Consider the following 17,476-nt stretch of genomic DNA (forward strand, 5'->3'; position numbering starts at 1 on the left):
ACTCCTATCAAGCGTTACCTGGCTCGGAGTCACCCTGCTCGGATTCGGTTGCGCTAGGCAAGCGGATCGCACGCACGGGAACTACCGTCGAGATCGCATGTTTGTAGACCATCTGGCTGACGGTGTTCTTCAACACGATCACGAACTGGTCGAACGAATCGATCGTCCCCTGGAGCTTGATGCCGTTGACGAGATAGACCGAAACACCGACCTTCTCTTTACGCAAGGTGTTCAAGTAAGGGTCTTGTAGCGAATGCCCTTTTGACATGTGCCGCACTCCTTTAAGGATCAATAGAAAAAGCTGAGAAATTAGATGGTTCACGCCGCCCCACCCCCAAGGATAGACGGCAATTGCAAAGGACTCAGCCCAATATGGAGACCGAACCCAGGTATTTCAAGGAGCGTGACAGATTGTCGGCATCCAGGCTGTCCAGCCAGTGCAAATCAGCCCAGCTGCGCAACCAGGTGAACTGCCGTTTCGCCAGCTGGCGGGTGGCAATCACCCCACGCTCCTGCATTTCAACTGCTGTCAACTTGCCATCCAGGTGATCCCAGACCTGGCGATAACCCACTGCACGTATAGACGGCAGTGCTGTGTGCAAGTCACTTCGCGAGCGCAGAGCAATGACCTCGTCGACGAAGCCTTGTTCCAGCATCTGCTCGAATCTCAGCGCAATTCTCTGATGCAGCACCTGACGATTGCGCGGTGCGATCGCCAGATGCGCCACAGTATAGGGTAATTGTGCGAGTCCCGAGGTGGCTGCGTCGGTACTTTGCGCCAATTGCCGAGCGCGCAGCTCGGTCATGCTGGCCCCGCTGGCCCGGTAGACCTCCAGGGCGCGGATCAGGCGCTGCGGATCGTTGGGATGAATGCGCGCCGCCGACTGCGGATCGACCCGGCCCAGCTCGTCGTGCAGGGCCTGCCAGCCCTCTGTGGCGGCCTGGGCCTGGAGCTCGGCGCGGATCTGCGGGGCGGCGGGCGGCATGTCGGCCAGGCCTTCGAGCAACGCTTTGAAATACAACATGGTGCCGCCGACCAGCAGCGGGATCTTGCCGCGCGCCGTGATGTCGGCCATGGCCTGGAGGGCGTCGCGGCGAAATTCGGCGGCCGAGTAGCTTTGCGCCGGGTCGATGATGTCGATCAGCCGGTGCGGATGCGCCGCCAGCAGCGCCTTGGAGGGCTTGGCGGTGCCGATGTCCATGCCGCGATAGACCAGCGCCGAGTCGACGCTGATCAGCTCGCAGGGCAGCACCTTGCTCAGTTCGATGGCCAGGTCGGTCTTGCCCGAGGCGGTCGGGCCCATGAGAAAGATGGCCGGAGGCAGCGTGGCCATGATCAACGCCCGCGCAGGAAGAGTTTGTCGAGATCGTCCAGGCCCAACTGGGTCCAGGTCGGCCGGCCATGGTTGCACTGGCCGCTGCGCTCGGTGTTTTCCATATCGCGCAGCAGACCGTTCATTTCCGGCACCGCCAGGCGCCGGTTGGCGCGGATGGCGCCGTGGCAGGCCATGGTGCCGAGCAGCTCGTTGAGGTGGGCCTGAATGCGGTCGCTGGTGCCGTATTCCATCAGGTCGGCCAGCACGTCCTGCACCAGGCGGTTGGCCTCGGCCTGCTTGAGCAGGGCCGGAATCTGCCGGATGGCCAGGGTTTCCGGGCCCAGCCGCTGCAGCTCGAAACCCAGGCGCTGGAACCAGCTGGCGTGCTCTTCGGCGCAATCCGCTTCGCGCTGGCTGAGGGCCAGTGACTCGGGCACCAGCAGCGGTTGGCCGCTCAGGCCTTCGCTGGCCATCGCGATCTTCAGGCGCTCGTACATGATGCGCTCGTGGGCCGCGTGCATGTCCACCAGCACCAGCCCCTGGGCGTTTTCCGCGAGAATATAGATGCCTTTGAGCTGGGCCAGGGCGTAGCCCAGCGGCGGAATATCGCCCTGGGCCTGAGGCAGGTTGGCGCCGCTCAGGCCATTGACCGCCGTGGGCAGCGGCGCGAAGAACTCACGGTAGGCCGCCTGGGATTCGGCCACCGGCAGCGGCGCGGCGCTGCGCGGCACATATTGGTAGCCGGCGCCAGCGCCCGGGCTGTAGGCACGGGGTTCGCTGACCGGCTGCTCGAGCAGGTTGGCCGCCAGGCGCATTTCGCCCTGCGGGCCGAACTCGCCGGCCCCCAGGCCGGTGGGGCGAACCATGTCGCTGACTGCGGCCGGCGCGGCCAGCTGGTCTTCGGGGCGCACGTCGGCCAAGGCGCGATGCAGCGTGCCGTAGAGAAAATCGTGGACCATGCGCCCGTCGCGAAAACGCACCTCGTGCTTGGTCGGGTGCACGTTGACGTCGACCACCGCCGGATCGACCTCGAGAAACAGCACGAAGGTCGGATGCCGACCGTTGAACAGCACGTCGCGGTAGGCCTGGCGCACAGCGTGGGCGACCAGTTTGTCGCGCACCGCGCGGCCGTTGACATAGAAGTACTGCAGGTCGGCCTGGCTGCGCGAGAAGGTCGGCAGGCCGACCCAGCCCCACAGGTGCAGGCCGTTGCGCTCGACTTCGATCGGCAGCGCCTGCTCCAGGAAGGCCGCACCACAGACTGCAGCCACGCGCCGTGCCCGGGCGGTCTCGTCGCTGGCCTCGTGCAGGCTGAGGATGCTCTTGCCGTTGTGGCGCAGATGAAAGCCCACGTCGAAGCGCGCCAGCGCCAGGCGCTTGATCACTTCCTGCAGGTGGTCGAATTCGGTTTTTTCGGTCTTGAGAAACTTGCGCCGCGCCGGCGTGTTGAAGAACAGGTCGCGCACTTCCACCGAAGTCCCCACCGGATGCGCGGCAGGCTGCACCCGCGGAGCCATGTCGCGGCCCTCGGTTTCCACCTGCCAGGCTTCGCTGGCCTGGCGCGTGCGCGAGGTCAGGGTCAGGCGCGCTACCGAGCTGATCGACGCCAGCGCCTCGCCGCGAAAGCCCAGGCTCATCACCCGCTCGAGGTCTTCGAGGTCACGGATCTTGCTGGTGGCGTGCCGCGCCAGGGCCAGCGGCAGGTCGTCGGCGGAAATGCCGCTGCCGTCGTCGCGCACGCGCAGCAGCTTGACGCCGCCCTGCTCGACGTCGACGTCGATGCGCCGGGCGCCGGAGTCGAGGCTGTTTTCCAACAGTTCCTTGATCACCGAAGCCGGGCGCTCGACCACCTCGCCGGCGGCGATCTGGTTGGCCAGGCGCGGGCTGAGCAGTTCGATACGGGCGGCGTCAGTCATGGCTGGGACGCCAGAGCGGTGCTGGGGATGTTCAAATTCTGGCCGATCTTCAGCTCGTCGCTCTTGAGGTTGTTGGCGTTGCGCAGCGCACCCGGGCTGACCTGGTAGCGCACCGCAAGCATCGCCAGCGTCTCGCCGGAGCGAACCACATGATTGCGCGGGCCCTGGGCGATCTTGCCCGTGTCACGTAGCCAGGCAATGTAGGTGCCCGGTGGCGGATTCTGCTGGAAGAACTGTTTGACCCCGGCGCGAATCGAGCGGGCCAGCGCCTGCTGGTGGCTGGCACTCTGCAGCTTGGAGGCTTCGGTGGCGTTGGAGATGAACCCGGTTTCCACCAGGATCGACGGAATGTCCGGCGACTTGAGCACCATGAACGCCGCCTGCTCCACGCGATTCTTGTGCAACGTGGTGACCTGGCCGATGTTGCCGAGCACCTTCTGCCCGACGTTGAGGCTGGAGGTCAGCGAGGCGGTCATCGACAGGTCGAGCAGCACCCCGGCGAGCATGCGGTCCTTGTCGTCGAGGCTGACGTTCCCGGCGCCGCCGATCAGGTCGGAGCGGTTTTCGCTGTCGGCCAGCCAGCGCGCGGTCTCGGACGTGGCGCCGCGTTCGGACAAGGCGAACACCGAGGCCCCGAACGCCGCCGAGGACGGCGCGGCGTCGGCGTGAATCGAGACGAACAGGTCGGCGCCCTTCTTGCGGGCGATTTCGGTACGCCCGCGCAACGGGATGAAGTAGTCGCCAGTGCGGGTCAGCTCGGCGCGAAAACCTTTCTCGCCGTTGATCTGGCGCTGCACTTCCTTGGCGATCTGCAGCACGATGTCTTTCTCGTGCTGGCCGCGGGAACCCGAGGCCCCGGGGTCTTCACCGCCATGCCCGGCGTCGATCACCACGATGATGTCGCGCTTGCCGTTGGGCACCGGCTCAAGCTTGATCGGCGGTTGGTTGGGCAGCACCGGCACCGCTGGCGTGGTGGTCACCGGAGTCTGCGGCGGGCTCGGCTCGGCGGCGTCGGGCGAATCGTAGAGGTCGACCACCAGCCGGTTGCCATACTGCTGGTTGGGCGCCAGCGAGAAGCTCTTGGGGGTCACGGCCTTTTTCAGGTCGATGACCACCCGCAGATCGGTCGGCGTGCGTTGGGCCGAGCGGAAGCTGGTGATCGGCGTGTTGGCCGTGGCGATCTTCAACGGCGCTGCCAGGGTGGCATTGTTGATGTCGATGACCAGCCGGTCCGGCGAGGTCAAGGTGAAGACGCTGTGCTCCACCGGCCCGGACAGGTCGAACACCAGCCGAGTGTTGTCCGGCGCACGCCACAGGCGCACGCTCTTGACCTGCGAGGCAGCCAGGGTGTCGAAGGCCAGAACCATCAGAAACAAACCTGCGACCGCGACCAGCGCGCGAATGCGCATACCTAACCTCATCTATTTGAATTCCCGTGCCAGAACGGCACACCACGTCTCGCCACGCGAGCCCAGTGGCGACAAAATCAGCGAACGTCCGCTTGTCTGGGCGCTTATGGTAATGGTCAGGTCGGGCTTTGGCAAAAACCCTGCACCGCGTTGGGGCCATTCCACCAGGCACAGCGCCTGGCCGTCGAAATAGTCGCGAATGCCGAGGTACTCCAGCTCCTCCGGATCGACCAGGCGATACAGGTCGAAATGGAACGCGCGCACCCCGCTGGCCTCGATCTCGTAGGGTTCAACCAGGGTGAAGGTCGGGCTCTTGACCGCGCCCTGGTGACCCAGGCCGCGGATCAGGCCGCGCGACAGGGTGGTCTTGCCAGCCCCGAGGTCGCCTTCGAGAAAGATCACCCCGACGCCCTCGGTCACCTGCGCCAGGCGCGCACCCAAGGCGACCATGGCCGCCTCGTCGGGCATGTACACACTCAATTCAGACACGGACTGCACTCCTCCAACAGTCGACGGATGATCGGGATCAGATCGCTGGCGGCCAGCCCGCGACCGCCGGCGCCGGCTTCCTGGCCCGCCGCCGCGTGCAGCCAGACCGCCAGGCACGCCGCTTCGTACGGCGCCAGATGCTGGGCGAGCAAGGCACCGACCACGCCGGACAGCACATCGCCCAGGCCGCCGGTGGCCATAGCCGGATGCCCACGATCGCACAAGGCCAGGCGCCCGTCCGGCGCGGCGATCAGGCTGCCCGAGCCCTTGAGCACCACCACGGCGCGGTATTGCTGCGCCAGCCGATGGGCAGCGCTCGCGCGATCGGCCTGCACCTCTGCCGTGGAGATGCCCAGCAGGCGCGCCGCTTCGCCGGGGTGCGGGGTGATCACGCAGCCCTCCGGCAACGCGACATAGCCACTGGCCAGAAGATTCAGCGCATCGGCATCCCAGACCTGCGGCTTGGCGCAGTTGGCCGCTGCCGAGAGCAGGCTGCGCCCCCAGGACTGCTGGCCCATGCCGGGACCGACCACCAGCACGGCGGCTGCCTCGAGCATCGACATCAGTTGATTGGCCGAATGGATGGCCGCGACCATGACCTCCGGCAGCCGGGTCAGGGCTGGCGCGGCATGCTCGGCGCGGGTTGCCAGCGAGACCATGCCGGCGCCGCAGCGCAGGCTGCTCTCGGAGGCCAGCAGCGCCGCGCCGCCGGTGCCATGATCGCCGCCGATAACCAGCACACGGCCATATTGGCCCTTGTGTGAGGTCGGCGGCCGCGGCGCGAGGCTGGGCATGTGGCCCGGGCCCAGGCGCTCGGCAACGCTGTCGACCAGGCCAACGAGGGCCGGGTCGGCCAGCAGGTCGTCGAACACCAGGGTGCCGACGACGTCGGCGGCCTGGCCGGTGAACAGGCCGAACTTGAGGCCGATCAGGGTCACCGTCAGGTCGGCCTTGACCGCGCAACCGAGAATCTCCCCGGTGTCGCTGCTCAGGCCCGATGGGATGTCCACTGCCAGTACCGGCTGGCCGCTGTTGTTGATCGCCTCGATGGCTGCGGTGTAGGGCGCACGCACCTCACCGGCCAGGCCGGTGCCGAGCAGCGCGTCGAGGACGATGCCCTGCAAGGGCACATCCGCCTGCCACGGGGAGACCATCACGCCGGCTGCCTGGGCCTCGGCGTAGGCCGTAGCGGCATCGCCCTGCAGACGCCCCGGCTCGCTGACCGCCAGCACCTCGACGTGCCAGCCAGCCCGACGGGCCACCGCCGCGACCAGATAGCCATCACCGGCATTGTTGCCGTGACCGGCCATGACGCACAACGAACGCTCCTGTGGCCAATGCTGCACCAGCGCCTGCCAGATGGCATTGGCGGCCCGCGACATCAGCTCGATGCCCGGGATCCCCCCGGCGATCAGCTGCTGGTCGAGGCTGCGCACCTGCGCGGCATTATAAAGAGCGTGGGGTAATTCATGGTTGGGCGTCGGCATGTTGCAACCCTGGGGGACGATGTCTGGCAGAATTATACGCACCTCAGCTCCGGTTTCCCCATCGCATGACCGCTCCAGGCCTCAACCTTCACACTCTCGCCGACGACATCAAGCAATGGGGCCGCGACCTGGGCTTCCAGCAGGTGGGCATCGCCGGCCTCGACCTGGCCGCCCATGAGGCGCATCTGGCGCGCTGGCTGGCGGCTGGCTACCACGGCGAGATGGATTACATGGCTGCCCACGGCAGCAAGCGTTCGCGCCCGGCCGAGCTGGTGCCGGGCACGCTGCGGGTGGTGTCGCTGCGCATGGACTACCTGCCGGGCGACACCGAGATGGCCCAGCGCCTGACTCAGCCGGAAAAAGCCTACGTATCGCGCTACGCCCTGGGCCGGGACTACCACAAGCTCATCCGCAAGCGGGTGCAGCAACTGGCCGAGCGGGTCCAGCAGGCGATCGGCCCGTTCGGCTTTCGCGCTTTCGTCGACAGCGCGCCGGTGCTGGAGAAGGCCATCGCCGAGCAGGCCGGGCTGGGCTGGATTGGCAAGAACACCCTGGTGCTCAACCGCAAGGCCGGCAGCTATTTCTTTCTTGCCGAGCTGTTCGTCGACCTCGACCTGCCAGTCGACCCACCCCACGCCAGCGAACACTGCGGGCGCTGCACCGCCTGCCTGGACATCTGCCCGACCAATGCCTTCGTCGGGCCTTATGTGCTGGACGCGCGGCGCTGCATCTCGTACCTGACCATCGAGCTGAAGACCTCGATCCCCGAAGAGCTGCGCCCGCTGATCGGCAACCGCGTGTTTGGCTGCGACGACTGCCAGATCGTCTGCCCGTGGAACCGCTTCGCGCGCCCCACCGGCGAGGGCGATTTCAGCCCGCGCCACAGCCTCGACAACGCCGAGATGGCGACCCTGTTCCTGTGGGACGAACAGCAGTTTCTCGGCAACACCGAAGGCTCGCCGCTGCGCCGGGCAGGCTATGAGCGCTGGCTGCGCAACCTGGCGGTGGGCCTGGGCAATGCGCCCTCGACCATACCGGTGCTGCAAGCCCTGCACGCCCGCCGCGATTTCCCGTCGGCGATGGTGCGCGAGCATGTCGAGTGGGCGCTGGCGCAGCATGCCGGGCGCAACGGCCAGAGCGGCCTCGCTCACTCATCGTCATAGACGAATTTCGGCATCTCCCAGTGAAAGCGGATCGCCAGCAGCCTGAGCAGAAAGCCGCCGAACAGGGTGATCAGCAGCCCCTGCTCCTCAGGCAGCCCCAGGAAACGACAGCCCAGGAAACACCAGGCCGCCACGAATGACACACTGGCATACAGCTCGCGGCGGAAGATCAGCGGAATGTCATTGCAGAGAATGTCGCGCAGAATGCCGCCGAATACCCCGGTGATCATGCCGCTGATCGAAGCGATCAGCGGCTCATGGCCCAGCTCCAGGGCGATCTGGCAGCCGATCAGGGTGAACGCCACCAGCCCCAGCGCGTCGAGCACCAGGAACAGGCTGCGCAAACGGCGCATCAGCGGGGCGATGAAGATCGTCACCAGGGCAGCGACGCTGGTGAGGATCAGGTAGCGCGGATGGGCAACCCAGCTCAGCGGGTAATGGCCGAGCAGCACGTCGCGCACCGAGCCGCCGCCGAGCGCGGTGACGCTGGCGACCAGCACCACGCCGAACCAATCCATGCCTCGGCGCCCGGCAGACAGGGCGCCGGTCATGGCTTCGGCGGTGATGGCGATGAGGTAGAGGGTGAACAGCAAGTTCAAGCCTTGATGAAGTGCTTGCGGTAATGCTGCAACTCGGCGATGGACTCGCGGATGTCGTCCAGGGCCAAGTGGGTGCTGCCCTTCTTGAAGCTGTCCTTGACCTCGGGGGCCCAGCGCGCGGCCAGCTCCTTGAGGGTGGAGACGTCGAGGTTGCGGTAGTGGAAGTACTCTTCCAGGCCGCGCATGTGGCGGTACAGGAAGCGCCGATCCTGGCAGATGCTGTTGCCGCAGATCGGCGACTTGCCCTTGGGCACCCACTGTTCGAGGAAGGCGATGGTCTGGGCTTCGGCCTCGGCCATGCTGATGGTGCTCTCGCGCACGCGCTGGGTCAGGCCCGAGCCGCCATGCTGGCGAGTGTTCCACTCATCCATGCCGGCGAGGATCTCGTCGCTCTGGTGGATGGCGATCACCGGGCCTTCGGCCAGGGTGTTGAGCTGGCTGTCGGTGACGATGGTGGCCATTTCGATGATGACGTCGTGATCGGGGTCCAGGCCGGTCATTTCCAGGTCGATCCAGATCAGGTTCTGTGGGTTTTGCATGGTTGGGCTCCTCGGCATAGGCGCGCAGTTTAGCCCAGGCGAGCGTGCTAAACTCGCCGGCATTGCATTCTTGCCCCCTGCCTCACCATTCGGAACACTCATGGCCAAACGCCAGCTCAATCGTCGCCAGAATTGGCGCATCGAAAAAATTCAGGGCGAGCGCGCCGCCCGCGCCGCCAAACGCGAATCGCAGACCCTCGAAACCCTGGAAGGCGGCGACCTGGGCCCGGAGCAGACCGGCCTGGTGATCGCTCACTTCGGCGTGCAGGTGGAAGTCGAGGCCACCGAAGGCGAACTGGCCGGCCAGGTGTTCCGCTGCCACCTGCGGGCCAACCTGCCGGCGCTGGTGACCGGCGACACCGTGGTCTGGCGCGCCGGCAACCAGGGCATCGGCGTGATCGTCGCGCAGCTGCCGCGCAACACCGAGCTGTGCCGCCCCGACAGCCGCGGGCAGCTCAAGCCGGTGGCCGCCAACGTCGACCTCATCGTGATCGTCTTCGCGCCGATGCCCGAACCCCACGCCAACCTGATCGACCGCTACCTGGTGGCGGCCGAGCATGCCGGCATCCACCCCTTGCTGTTGCTGAACAAGGCCGACCTGATCGACGAGCAGAACGCCCCCGCGCTCAATGCGCTGCTGGCGGTGTATCGCCAACTGGGGTATCCGCTGCTGGAGGTGTCGGCGCATCACGGCGACGGCATGCAACAGCTGCAGGCACGCCTGGACGGCCACATCAGTGTGTTCGTCGGGCAGTCCGGGGTCGGCAAGTCATCGCTGGTCAACAGCCTGCTGCCGGAGGTGCAGACCCGCGTCGGGCCGTTGTCCGAGCTGTCGGGCCAAGGCACGCACACCACCACCACCGCGCGCCTGTTTCACTTCCCCGGCGGCGGCGAACTGATCGACTCCCCCGGCATCCGTGAATTCGGCCTGGGCCACGTCAGCCGCGCCGATGTCGAGGCCGGTTTCATCGAGTTCAACGACCTGCTCGGCACCTGCCGCTTTCGCGACTGCAAGCACGACCGCGAGCCGGGTTGTGCCTTGTTGATGGCACTGGAAGATGGCCGTGTGCAGCAGCAGCGGATGAACAGCTATCGCTCGATCATCGCCAGCTTGCCGCAAGAGACCTATTGAGGCACCGGCCGCGCGGGCGGCCGTTACCCGCCGTCATGAATCTGGAACCCTACAACGCATTGCCTTTGCCAGGCGCACCCAGCGAAGGCTTGCCGTTGTCGTCGAACAGGTTCAACTTCTCGCGCACTTCATGGGCCGGCACCTGCACATTGCCGCCGCCTGTGGACGCACCCGGCTGGCCGGCCGGGGCGGTCGGGCTTGGCGCAGCGTCCGGCGCGGGCGCCGGGCTGCCGTCGGTGGGTGCGGCCGGGGCCTTGCTGTCCGGGCTTTGTTCGCCTTCGAGGTCGCGCTGGGCCTTCTTGGTCATGACGATGATGTCGATGCGCCGGTTGACCGGGTTCAGCGGGTTCTTGCGGTCGAACAGCGACGACGAGGCATAGCCCACCACCCGCGCCACCTGGGTATCCGGATAGCCACCGGCCACCAGCGCACGCCGGGCAGCGTTGGCGCGGTTGGCCGACAGTTCCCAGTTGCCCATGCCGTTGCTGCTGGCAAAGGGCGTGGCATCGGTGTGGCCGCTGACGCTGATCTTGTTCGGCACGTCCTTGATGGTGTCGGCCATGGCCAGCAGGATGTCTTCGAAATACGGCTTCAGGCGCGCGCTGCCCAGGTCGAACATCGGCCGGTTCTCGGCGTCCATGATCTGGATGCGCAGGCCGTCCTGAGTAATCTCGAAGAGGATCTGGTCCTTGAACTTCTGCAGCTCGGGGTTCTCGTTGACCTTGTTCTGCAGCTCTTGCAGCAACAGTTCAAGCCGGTCTTTTTCCAGTTTTTCGGCGATGTTCTCTGCCTGTTGCTGGTTGACGTCGGCCTTGCTGTCGTTGTTGTCCTGGGACGGCACACTCTCCGGCTTGCTCGGCTGTTCCTTGATCTCCGGGTTCAGGGTCTGGTCCGGCGCCAGTTGCGGCGAACCACCCAGATCGATGACATAAGGCGTCCCGCTTTCGGTGAAACCGATGGGGTCCTTGAAGTAGCCGGCAATGGCGATTTTCTGTTCCGGAGTGGCATTGGACAGCAGCCACAGCACCAGGAAGAACGCCATCATCGCCGTGGCAAAGTCGGCAAAGGCGATTTTCCAGGCGCCGCCGTGGTGGCCTCCGCCGAAGCGCTTGACGCGCTTGATGATGATGGGCTGATTGTTCTCCATGGCTTAGCGACCGCGAACCGCTTGTTCCAGCTCGGCGAAGCTTGGCCGGTGGGCTGGATAGAGAACCTTGCGGCCGAATTCCACAGCGAGCGATGGCGGCATGCCGGAGGCCGAGGCCACCAGCGAGGCCTTGATCGCCTCATACACGTTCATTTCTTCCTTGGCGTCATGGGCCAGGCACTGCGCCAGCGGGCCGAAGAAGCCATAGGCCGCGAGAATACCGAGGAAGGTACCGACCAGCGCCGCACCTACGTGACCACCGATGGCGGCCTTGTCGCCGTCGCCGAGCGAGGCCATGGTCACCACGATACCCAGTACCGCCGCGACGATACCAAAGCCCGGCAGGCCGTCGGAGACGCCGGTCACGGCATGGGATGGATGCTCGAGCTCTTCCTTCATGCTCAGCAGTTCCATGTCGAACAGGCCTTCGAGCTCATGGGGGGCCATGTTGCCGGAGGACATGATGCGCAGGTAATCGCAGATGAACGCGATCATCTTCTCGTCTTTGAGAATGTTCGGGTACTTGGCGAAGATCGGGCTGGCGGCGGCGTCTTCGATATCGCTTTCAATCGCCATCATGCCTTCACGGCGGCTCTTGTTGAGGATCTCGTAGACCAGGCTCAGCACGTCGATGTAAAAGGCATGGGTGAAGCGCGAGCTGAACATCTTCAGCGACTTCTTCAGCACCAGCATGGTCATGTAGCCCGGGTTGGACTGCAGGAATGCACCCAGCGCCGCGCCGCCGATGATCATCACCTCGAAGGGCTGGATCAACGCGCCGATCTTGCCGTGGGAGAGTACGTAGCCGCCGAGTACACAGGCGAATACGACGATAATGCCAATAATTTTAGCCATAAGTTAGAAGCACTTTTACGGTCGTGAAAAGGGGGTGGTTCGCAAGTTGTTCATTCTCTGCTTCTACTTATCGGCAGAAGTGCGCCAGACTATAGTCGTGTTCAGTGAAAAGCCAGTTAGCCCCCTTCGCCAGCACCGGTGACGTATCGTGTCGAGCCCCAGACCGCAAAGCCTCGAAGCATGGATCAAGCTACTCGATAGTGTCCGCCTGCCCGTACCCCGCGCCAGCCATGACAAGGTGCGCGGCGCGTTGGCCGACAGCCGTCGCTCGCTGCGCGACATCGCCGACTTCATGCAGGACAGCCCGGCGCTGGTCCTGAGCGTGATGCGCGAAGCCAACCTGCAGAGCAGCAACAGCCTGGTGGAGCCCGCCGAGAGCCTGGAGGTGGCGCTCAACCGCCTGGGCCTCAAGCGCACTGAAGACCTGCTGGCCAAGCTGCCCTGCGTCGACCCCAAGGACATCCCGCCAGCCCTGCGCCAGCTGCAGCTGATCAGCCAGCACGCCGCGCAGCAGGCCAATGGCCTGTTCGCCGGGCGCATGGCGCGCCTGTGGCAGGAGATCCACTGGGGCAGCCTGCTGTTCATGTCTCCGGCCTGGTCGCTGGCCTATACCCACCCCGAGCTGATCGAGGAGTGGGAGCTGCGCGTGGTCAGCAAGGGCGAGCCTGCCGCCAGGGTCGAGCGTGAACTGTTCGGCGTGCCGCTGCTGGCCCTGTGCCGCGAGCTGGCCGAGCGCTGGCGCCTGCCGGCCTGGGTCCTGCACGCCTACCGTACGCTGCTGGAGGACCGCCGCTGGCTGGTCCAGGTGCTGCACATCGCCCGCGACAACGAAGACCGCCTGCGCCAGCAGCTGGCTCTGGACGACGAGCCGACCCTGCGCCGCTGGCTCGGCCAGCCAGCCAACACCGTGCTGCTGGCCAACGGCCTGGCCATGGCCAGCCAGCAAGGCTGGGCCACCCCGCACATGGTGCGCTGGCAATACCTGACCAGCCTGTATCTGCAGGCACCGCTGGAAACTTTACAGCAGCTGGTCCACCAGCAGGCGGCCCACAGCGCCCGCCAGCACGCTCAGCCGGGGCTGTGGCACCCGGCCCTGGCGCTGGTCTGGCCATGGGAGGAGCGCCGCCTGCACCGCGCCATGCTGCCCGCCCCGCCGCCCACCCCCGAAGCCCTGGTGACCTGGCGCAAGCGTTGCGCCGAGTTGCTGCACGAGCCCAGCCGTTTCAACAATGCCATGCACCTGACCACCGAAGCCCGCGACGCCCTGGTAGCCTGCGGCATGCAGCGGGTGCTGCTGCTGATGGCCGACAAGACCCAGACCCAGCTGCGCGTACAACAGCTCGGCGGCCTGCCGGCCAGCGCCGCCAACCTGACCTTCACCATCGCCAACAGCACCGTGCTGCAGCGGCTGATGAGCGCACCGGCACAGATCCGCCTCAATGCCAGCAACAATGCCCAGTTTTCGGCGCTGCTGCCGGCCAGCCTGCGCGGGCTGTTTCGCGGCGACAACCTGCTGTTGCGTTCGCTGAGCAACAACGGCCGGGTGGTCATGCTGGTGGTCGCCGACCAGGGCGGCGGACCATTCTCGGAGGTCTCGGTGCAGGCGTTCGCCAAGACCGGGCAATGCATCGAGCGAGCGCTGGCAGCCTTTACCCACCGCGGCGGATGAGCCGGCGAGGCGGCCCCGGCGTCGCTTCGCTACGTTTGCGCGCGCGTCGCTGCTACTATTCCCCTTTTGTTCCCATTCCGTTCCGCCGTGGAGAAGTGCCATGCCTGATTTTTCCGGCCTGCCGCTGGTGATCGAGCCCGCCGACCTGCAGGGCAGGCTCCAGACACCAGGGCTGATTCTGGTCGATCTGACCAGCGCCGCCCGTTACAGCCAGGGTCACATTCCCGGCGCACGCTTCGTCGACCCCAAGCGCACCCAGCTCGGCCAGCCACCAGCGCCGGGCCTGCTGCCGTCGCTGCCGGAGCTGCAGAGCCTGTTCGGCGAGCTTGGCCATCATGCCGGTGCCACCTACGTGGTGTACGACGACGAAGGCGGCGGTTGGGCCGGGCGTTTCATCTGGCTGCTCGATGTCATCGGCCATCACCGCTACCACTACCTCGACGGTGGCCTGACCGCCTGGCTGGCGGAGAACCTGCCCTTGTCGACCGAGGTACCGCCTGCTGCCGGCGGTCCGGTGCCGCTGACCCTGCACGACGAGCCCACCGCCACCCGTGAATACCTGCAAAGCCGCCTGGGCGCCGCCGACCTTGCGATATGGGATGCGCGCCACCCGCTGGAGTATTCCGGGGCCAAGGTACTCGCCGCCAAGGGTGGCCACGTGCCCGGCGCGGTCAATTTCGAATGGACCGCCGGCATGGACCCCAAGCGGGCCATGCGCATCCGTCGCGACATGCCGCAGATCCTTGAAAAGCTCGGCATCACCCGCGACAAGGAAATCGTTACACATTGCCAGACACACCATCGCTCGGGCTTCACCTACCTGGTGGCCAAGGCTTTGGGCTATCCTCGCGTCAAAGGCTATGCCGGGTCCTGGGGCGAATGGGGCAACCACCCCGACACCCCTGTAGTAGTAGAAGTCTAAGGAAATTTCATGAAATCGCGTCTGTTCATCATCAGCCAGTACCTGCTGCCGCACCACCTGCTTTCCCGACTCGCGGGTTGCGTCGCCGAGTGCCGCTCGCGCTGGTTCAAGAATGCCTTTACCGCCTGGTTCGCCAAGCGCTACCAGGTCGACATGTCCCAGGCGCTGGTCGAAGACCTGAGCGCCTACGACAACTTCAACGCCTTCTTCACCCGCGCCCTGAAGCCTGGAGCGCGCCCGCTGGACCCGACCCCGGAGGCCATCCTCAGCCCCGCCGACGGTGCCTTCAGCCAGCTGGGCCCAATCGAGCACGGCCGCATCTTTCAGGCCAAGGGCCACAGCTTCAGCGTCCTGGAACTGCTCGGTGGCGACCCGGCCAATGCCGCGCCGTTCATGGGCGGCGAGTTCGCCACGGTCTACCTCTCGCCCAAGGATTACCATCGCGTGCACATGCCGCTGGCCGGCACCCTGCGGGAAATGATCTACGTGCCCGGGCGGATCTTCTCGGTCAACCAGAACACCGCTGAAAACGTCCCTGAACTGTTCGCCCGCAACGAGCGGGTGGTGTGCATCTTCGACACCGAGCGCGGGCCAATGGCCATGGTGCTGGTGGGCGCAATGATCGTCGCCTCGGTGGAAACCGTCTGGGCCGGCCTGGTCACCCCGCCCAAGCGCGAACTGCGCAGCTACCATTATGACGAAGCGGCGCGCGCGCCGGTGCATCTGGAAAAAGGCGCAGAAATGGGCCGTTTCAAGCTCGGTTCCACGGTGATCGTGCTGTTTGGCCCTGGCCAGGTCGAGTGGGCACGGGAATGGGCCGCTGGCAGCGCCGTGCAAATGGGCCAGGCCATCGCCCATCCGGCCCGGGCTTAAGCCCAGCGGCGCCGGAAAACTTGCCGGTCGCTTCGGGAACGCCGAGGCTGCGAGTGCTCTCCAATGCTGATAGAGTCCGATCAAGCTCGCCACAATGGAATTTGAAGCCGCGTCAGTGCATGTCGCGGGCTTCGGTTGAAGAACCAGGAAAATGATTGATGTCTCGCCCTAGCCCCCATCTGTTGTTGCGCGCACCCACGCCTACGCAGCTGAGCCTCACGTTCTGCGAAGCGAACCCGCGCGACATGAAGCGCTGGATCTCGACGCTACCCAAGGCCAACCTGGGCGAGACCGCGCGGCTGCTGTATCAGGGCATGGGTGAACTCAACCAGCTGGTCACGCCGAGCGACAACCGCCTGCAGCTGCTCGAACTGCTGCGCCCCGAGGTCTACTACGTCTGCAAGAACCTGGAGCGGCACTTCCTCAATCAGTCGATCGTGCTGGATGAACGGGCGCGCAAGGTCGCCAACCTGTGCCAGGCGCTGCAGAACCATCTGGCCATCGGCTACAAGCAGATCGTTGCCCGCCAGGCGCCCAAGCCGGCGAGCAAGGAGCGTTCACACCTGCTGACCATCGGCGTGCAGCGCGCGCTGCATTGCCTCAATGGGCCATTGATCCGCGCATGCCTGCTGTATTGCCCGGTGCCCGAAGGGGTGTGGCTGGAATTGCACCAGCTGTACCTGATCGCCCAGGACAGCAACCTGCAGAACCAGGTGATCCCCGACACCCTGTCGACGCCGCGCACCATGAGCGTCCAGCAGACCTACGTCACTGCCCTGCTGCTGGGGACTTCGCGCAGCAACCAGATGCGCCAGAACGCCATCGCCCGCCTGACCGAAGTCATCGAAACCTGGAGCGCGCTGGCGCGAGTGCAGCCGGCCAGCGATGCCTCCACCCTGTTTGCCGTGGCCCCGGGGTTGGACGGGCCGCCCCGCTACAAGACCCTCTTTCCCGAAGAACAGATCGCCGGCCTGCTGGGGCTGGACCCCAAACCGCTGGTGCAGGCGCTCAAGCAGTTTCTCGAGATGAGCCGCGAGCAGCGCGCGCAATCGCGCCTGGTGCCCAGTGGCTTCAGCCTCGACCTGCTGCAGCACCTCAGTGCGGCCTGGGGCGACGTCGCCGAGCGCACGTTCCAGCGCACTCCTGGGCATGGCGACCTGACGGTGTGCATCGGCATGAGCGCCCTGCACTACTACCTGGGTGGCGAGCGAACGTTCGGCGAAATCCTGCGCCGCCCCACGCTCGCGCCGACCCCGCAGTTCGGCGAGCAAAGCCGCGATGCCGGGCCCTGGACCCAGGCCTTCGATGTCGAGCCTGACGCCAGCATCGAAGTCGGCATGCCCTACGAAGAAATCCAGTATCACCTGCCGGCCGGTGACGGCTCGGGTGGGCAATCGAGCGCCGAAGGCAACTTCCCCAAGTTCGCCCTGCGCATCGTCAACCACAGCCCCGGCGGTTACTGCCTGGCCTGGCCCAAGGAAGTCCCGGCGCAGTTGCAGGCAGGGGAAATGGTCGGCATCCAGGACGCGCCGTCCCACGGCTGGAGCGTGGCGGTGGTGCGCTGGATTCGCCAGGTCAAGGAAGGCGGCACGCAGATGGGCATCGAGCTGGTCGCCCCGCATGCCCAGCCGTGCGGGCTGCAGCTGGTGCGCAGTGCCGAAGACAACAGCCAGTTCATGCGCGGTCTGCTGCTGCCGGAAATCCGTGCCATCGACATCCCGGCCACCCTGCTGGCACCGCGCTTGCCGTTCCAGGAAGGCAACAAGGTGATCATCAACACCAATGGCGAGGAGCGCCCGGCCGGCCTGAGCAAGCGCCTGGCCAGTACTGGCAGCTTCAACCAGTTCGAATACCGCCACCTGGAAGTGGCCGTGCCCGCCGAACAGACGCCAGGCGCGGCCAGCGACAACGGCGAAGAAAACTTCGACTCGTTGTGGAAGGATTTGTAGGACTGTACCTG

The 17,476-nt window shown here is 65.8% G+C and carries 16 protein-coding genes; 6 read left to right on the plus strand and 10 right to left on the minus strand.

Annotated elements, in window-relative coordinates:
* Nucleotides 1-7 precede the first annotated feature (7 nt).
* From hfq to SFA35_RS23540, 6 genes are all read right to left on the minus strand, one after another.
* Nucleotides 8-268, minus strand: a complete 261-nt coding sequence (gene hfq / locus SFA35_RS23515; RefSeq protein WP_320573216.1) for an RNA chaperone Hfq — start codon at nucleotides 266-268, stop codon at nucleotides 8-10.
* A 94-nt stretch (nucleotides 269-362) separates the two neighbouring features.
* Entirely contained in the window at nucleotides 363-1,334 is a 972-nt protein-coding gene (miaA, locus tag SFA35_RS23520; RefSeq protein ID WP_320573219.1) for a tRNA (adenosine(37)-N6)-dimethylallyltransferase MiaA, read from the minus strand.
* Nucleotides 1,335-1,336: 2 nt separating this feature from the next.
* The gene (mutL, locus tag SFA35_RS23525; protein WP_320573221.1) at nucleotides 1,337-3,232 is read right to left on the minus strand and encodes a DNA mismatch repair endonuclease MutL; all 1,896 of its coding nucleotides are present in this window, start codon (nucleotides 3,230-3,232) and stop codon (nucleotides 1,337-1,339) included.
* Nucleotides 3,229-4,641 carry an N-acetylmuramoyl-L-alanine amidase gene (locus SFA35_RS23530; RefSeq protein ID WP_320573223.1) on the minus strand — a complete coding sequence of 471 codons (1,413 nt, stop codon included), beginning with the start codon at nucleotides 4,639-4,641 and terminating at the stop codon, nucleotides 3,229-3,231. The genes mutL and SFA35_RS23530 overlap by 4 nt, the downstream gene beginning before the upstream one ends.
* Before the next feature lie 12 nt (nucleotides 4,642-4,653).
* Nucleotides 4,654-5,109, minus strand: coding sequence for a tRNA (adenosine(37)-N6)-threonylcarbamoyltransferase complex ATPase subunit type 1 TsaE (tsaE, locus tag SFA35_RS23535; protein WP_414058563.1), 456 nt, complete (start codon nucleotides 5,107-5,109; stop codon nucleotides 4,654-4,656).
* Between the two features lie 8 nt (nucleotides 5,110-5,117).
* Nucleotides 5,118-6,617 (minus strand): NAD(P)H-hydrate dehydratase, encoded by a 1,500-nt coding sequence (locus tag SFA35_RS23540; protein WP_320579198.1) that lies wholly within the window; start codon nucleotides 6,615-6,617, stop codon nucleotides 5,118-5,120.
* Between the two features lie 65 nt (nucleotides 6,618-6,682).
* Here SFA35_RS23540 and queG point away from each other — a divergent pair, with 65 nt between their 5' ends.
* Complete coding sequence (gene queG, locus SFA35_RS23545) at nucleotides 6,683-7,780, plus strand: tRNA epoxyqueuosine(34) reductase QueG (RefSeq protein ID WP_320573228.1); 1,098 nt, start codon at nucleotides 6,683-6,685, stop codon at nucleotides 7,778-7,780.
* On the opposite strand, the gene SFA35_RS23550 is transcribed toward queG, so the two are convergent.
* On the minus strand, nucleotides 7,765-8,331 hold the full coding sequence (locus SFA35_RS23550) for a trimeric intracellular cation channel family protein (RefSeq protein WP_320579199.1): 567 nt from the start codon (nucleotides 8,329-8,331) through the stop codon (nucleotides 7,765-7,767). The two genes, queG and SFA35_RS23550, sit on opposite strands and share 16 nt — an antisense overlap.
* 44 nt (nucleotides 8,332-8,375) lie before the next feature.
* Nucleotides 8,376-8,918: an oligoribonuclease gene (gene orn / locus SFA35_RS23555; RefSeq protein WP_320573230.1), complete on the minus strand. Its 543-nt coding sequence runs from the start codon at nucleotides 8,916-8,918 to the stop codon at nucleotides 8,376-8,378.
* A gap of 100 nt (nucleotides 8,919-9,018) precedes the next feature.
* Between orn and rsgA the strand changes: the two genes are divergently transcribed.
* Nucleotides 9,019-10,050 (plus strand): small ribosomal subunit biogenesis GTPase RsgA, encoded by a 1,032-nt coding sequence (gene rsgA, locus SFA35_RS23560; protein WP_320573232.1) that lies wholly within the window; start codon nucleotides 9,019-9,021, stop codon nucleotides 10,048-10,050.
* A gap of 49 nt (nucleotides 10,051-10,099) precedes the next feature.
* Here the strand turns inward: rsgA and motB are convergent, their stop codons facing one another.
* Both motB and motA read right to left on the minus strand, forming a co-directional pair.
* On the minus strand, nucleotides 10,100-11,197 hold the full coding sequence (gene motB / locus SFA35_RS23565) for a flagellar motor protein MotB (RefSeq protein ID WP_320573234.1): 1,098 nt from the start codon (nucleotides 11,195-11,197) through the stop codon (nucleotides 10,100-10,102).
* Nucleotides 11,198-11,200: 3 nt separating this feature from the next.
* Nucleotides 11,201-12,052 carry a flagellar motor stator protein MotA gene (gene motA, locus SFA35_RS23570; protein ID WP_320573236.1) on the minus strand — a complete coding sequence of 284 codons (852 nt, stop codon included), beginning with the start codon at nucleotides 12,050-12,052 and terminating at the stop codon, nucleotides 11,201-11,203.
* A 148-nt stretch (nucleotides 12,053-12,200) separates the two neighbouring features.
* Here motA and SFA35_RS23575 point away from each other — a divergent pair, with 148 nt between their 5' ends.
* The 4 genes from SFA35_RS23575 to SFA35_RS23590 all read left to right on the plus strand — a co-directional run bounded on the left by SFA35_RS23575 (nucleotide 12,201) and on the right by SFA35_RS23590 (nucleotide 17,465).
* Entirely contained in the window at nucleotides 12,201-13,721 is a 1,521-nt protein-coding gene (locus SFA35_RS23575) for an HDOD domain-containing protein (RefSeq protein ID WP_320573238.1), read from the plus strand.
* 100 nt (nucleotides 13,722-13,821) lie between these two features.
* Nucleotides 13,822-14,643: a rhodanese-like domain-containing protein gene (locus SFA35_RS23580; protein WP_320573240.1), complete on the plus strand. Its 822-nt coding sequence runs from the start codon at nucleotides 13,822-13,824 to the stop codon at nucleotides 14,641-14,643.
* A gap of 9 nt (nucleotides 14,644-14,652) precedes the next feature.
* Nucleotides 14,653-15,516 (plus strand): archaetidylserine decarboxylase, encoded by an 864-nt coding sequence (gene asd / locus SFA35_RS23585; RefSeq protein WP_320573243.1) that lies wholly within the window; start codon nucleotides 14,653-14,655, stop codon nucleotides 15,514-15,516.
* Nucleotides 15,517-15,674: 158 nt separating this feature from the next.
* Nucleotides 15,675-17,465 carry a molecular chaperone gene (locus SFA35_RS23590; protein ID WP_320573245.1) on the plus strand — a complete coding sequence of 597 codons (1,791 nt, stop codon included), beginning with the start codon at nucleotides 15,675-15,677 and terminating at the stop codon, nucleotides 17,463-17,465.
* Nucleotides 17,466-17,476: the final 11 nt, after the last annotated feature.

Origin of the sequence: Pseudomonas sp. HR96 (genome assembly GCF_034059295.1) — a bacterium.
In the GTDB taxonomy this organism is placed as follows: Bacteria; Pseudomonadota; Gammaproteobacteria; order Pseudomonadales; family Pseudomonadaceae; genus Aquipseudomonas.

Excerpts from the sequence above, each read along its gene's own strand:
- hfq (WP_320573216.1), bottom strand. The coding sequence starts at position 268 with ATGTCAAAAGGGCATTCGCTACAAGACCCTTACTTGAACACCTTGCGT.
- miaA (WP_320573219.1), bottom strand. The coding sequence starts at position 1,334 with ATGGCCACGCTGCCTCCGGCCATCTTTCTCATGGGCCCGACCGCCTCG.
- mutL (WP_320573221.1), bottom strand. The coding sequence starts at position 3,232 with ATGACTGACGCCGCCCGTATCGAACTGCTCAGCCCGCGCCTGGCCAAC.
- SFA35_RS23530 (WP_320573223.1), bottom strand. The coding sequence starts at position 4,641 with ATGCGCATTCGCGCGCTGGTCGCGGTCGCAGGTTTGTTTCTGATGGTT.
- tsaE (WP_414058563.1), bottom strand. The coding sequence starts at position 5,109 with ATGCCCGACGAGGCGGCCATGGTCGCCTTGGGTGCGCGCCTGGCGCAG.
- SFA35_RS23540 (WP_320579198.1), bottom strand. The coding sequence starts at position 6,617 with ATGCCGACGCCCAACCATGAATTACCCCACGCTCTTTATAATGCCGCG.
- queG (WP_320573228.1), top strand. The coding sequence starts at position 6,683 with ATGACCGCTCCAGGCCTCAACCTTCACACTCTCGCCGACGACATCAAG.
- SFA35_RS23550 (WP_320579199.1), bottom strand. The coding sequence starts at position 8,331 with ATGACCGGCGCCCTGTCTGCCGGGCGCCGAGGCATGGATTGGTTCGGC.
- orn (WP_320573230.1), bottom strand. The coding sequence starts at position 8,918 with ATGCAAAACCCACAGAACCTGATCTGGATCGACCTGGAAATGACCGGC.
- rsgA (WP_320573232.1), top strand. The coding sequence starts at position 9,019 with ATGGCCAAACGCCAGCTCAATCGTCGCCAGAATTGGCGCATCGAAAAA.
- motB (WP_320573234.1), bottom strand. The coding sequence starts at position 11,197 with ATGGAGAACAATCAGCCCATCATCATCAAGCGCGTCAAGCGCTTCGGC.
- motA (WP_320573236.1), bottom strand. The coding sequence starts at position 12,052 with ATGGCTAAAATTATTGGCATTATCGTCGTATTCGCCTGTGTACTCGGC.
- SFA35_RS23580 (WP_320573240.1), top strand. The coding sequence starts at position 13,822 with ATGCCTGATTTTTCCGGCCTGCCGCTGGTGATCGAGCCCGCCGACCTG.
- asd (WP_320573243.1), top strand. The coding sequence starts at position 14,653 with ATGAAATCGCGTCTGTTCATCATCAGCCAGTACCTGCTGCCGCACCAC.
- SFA35_RS23590 (WP_320573245.1), top strand. The coding sequence starts at position 15,675 with ATGTCTCGCCCTAGCCCCCATCTGTTGTTGCGCGCACCCACGCCTACG.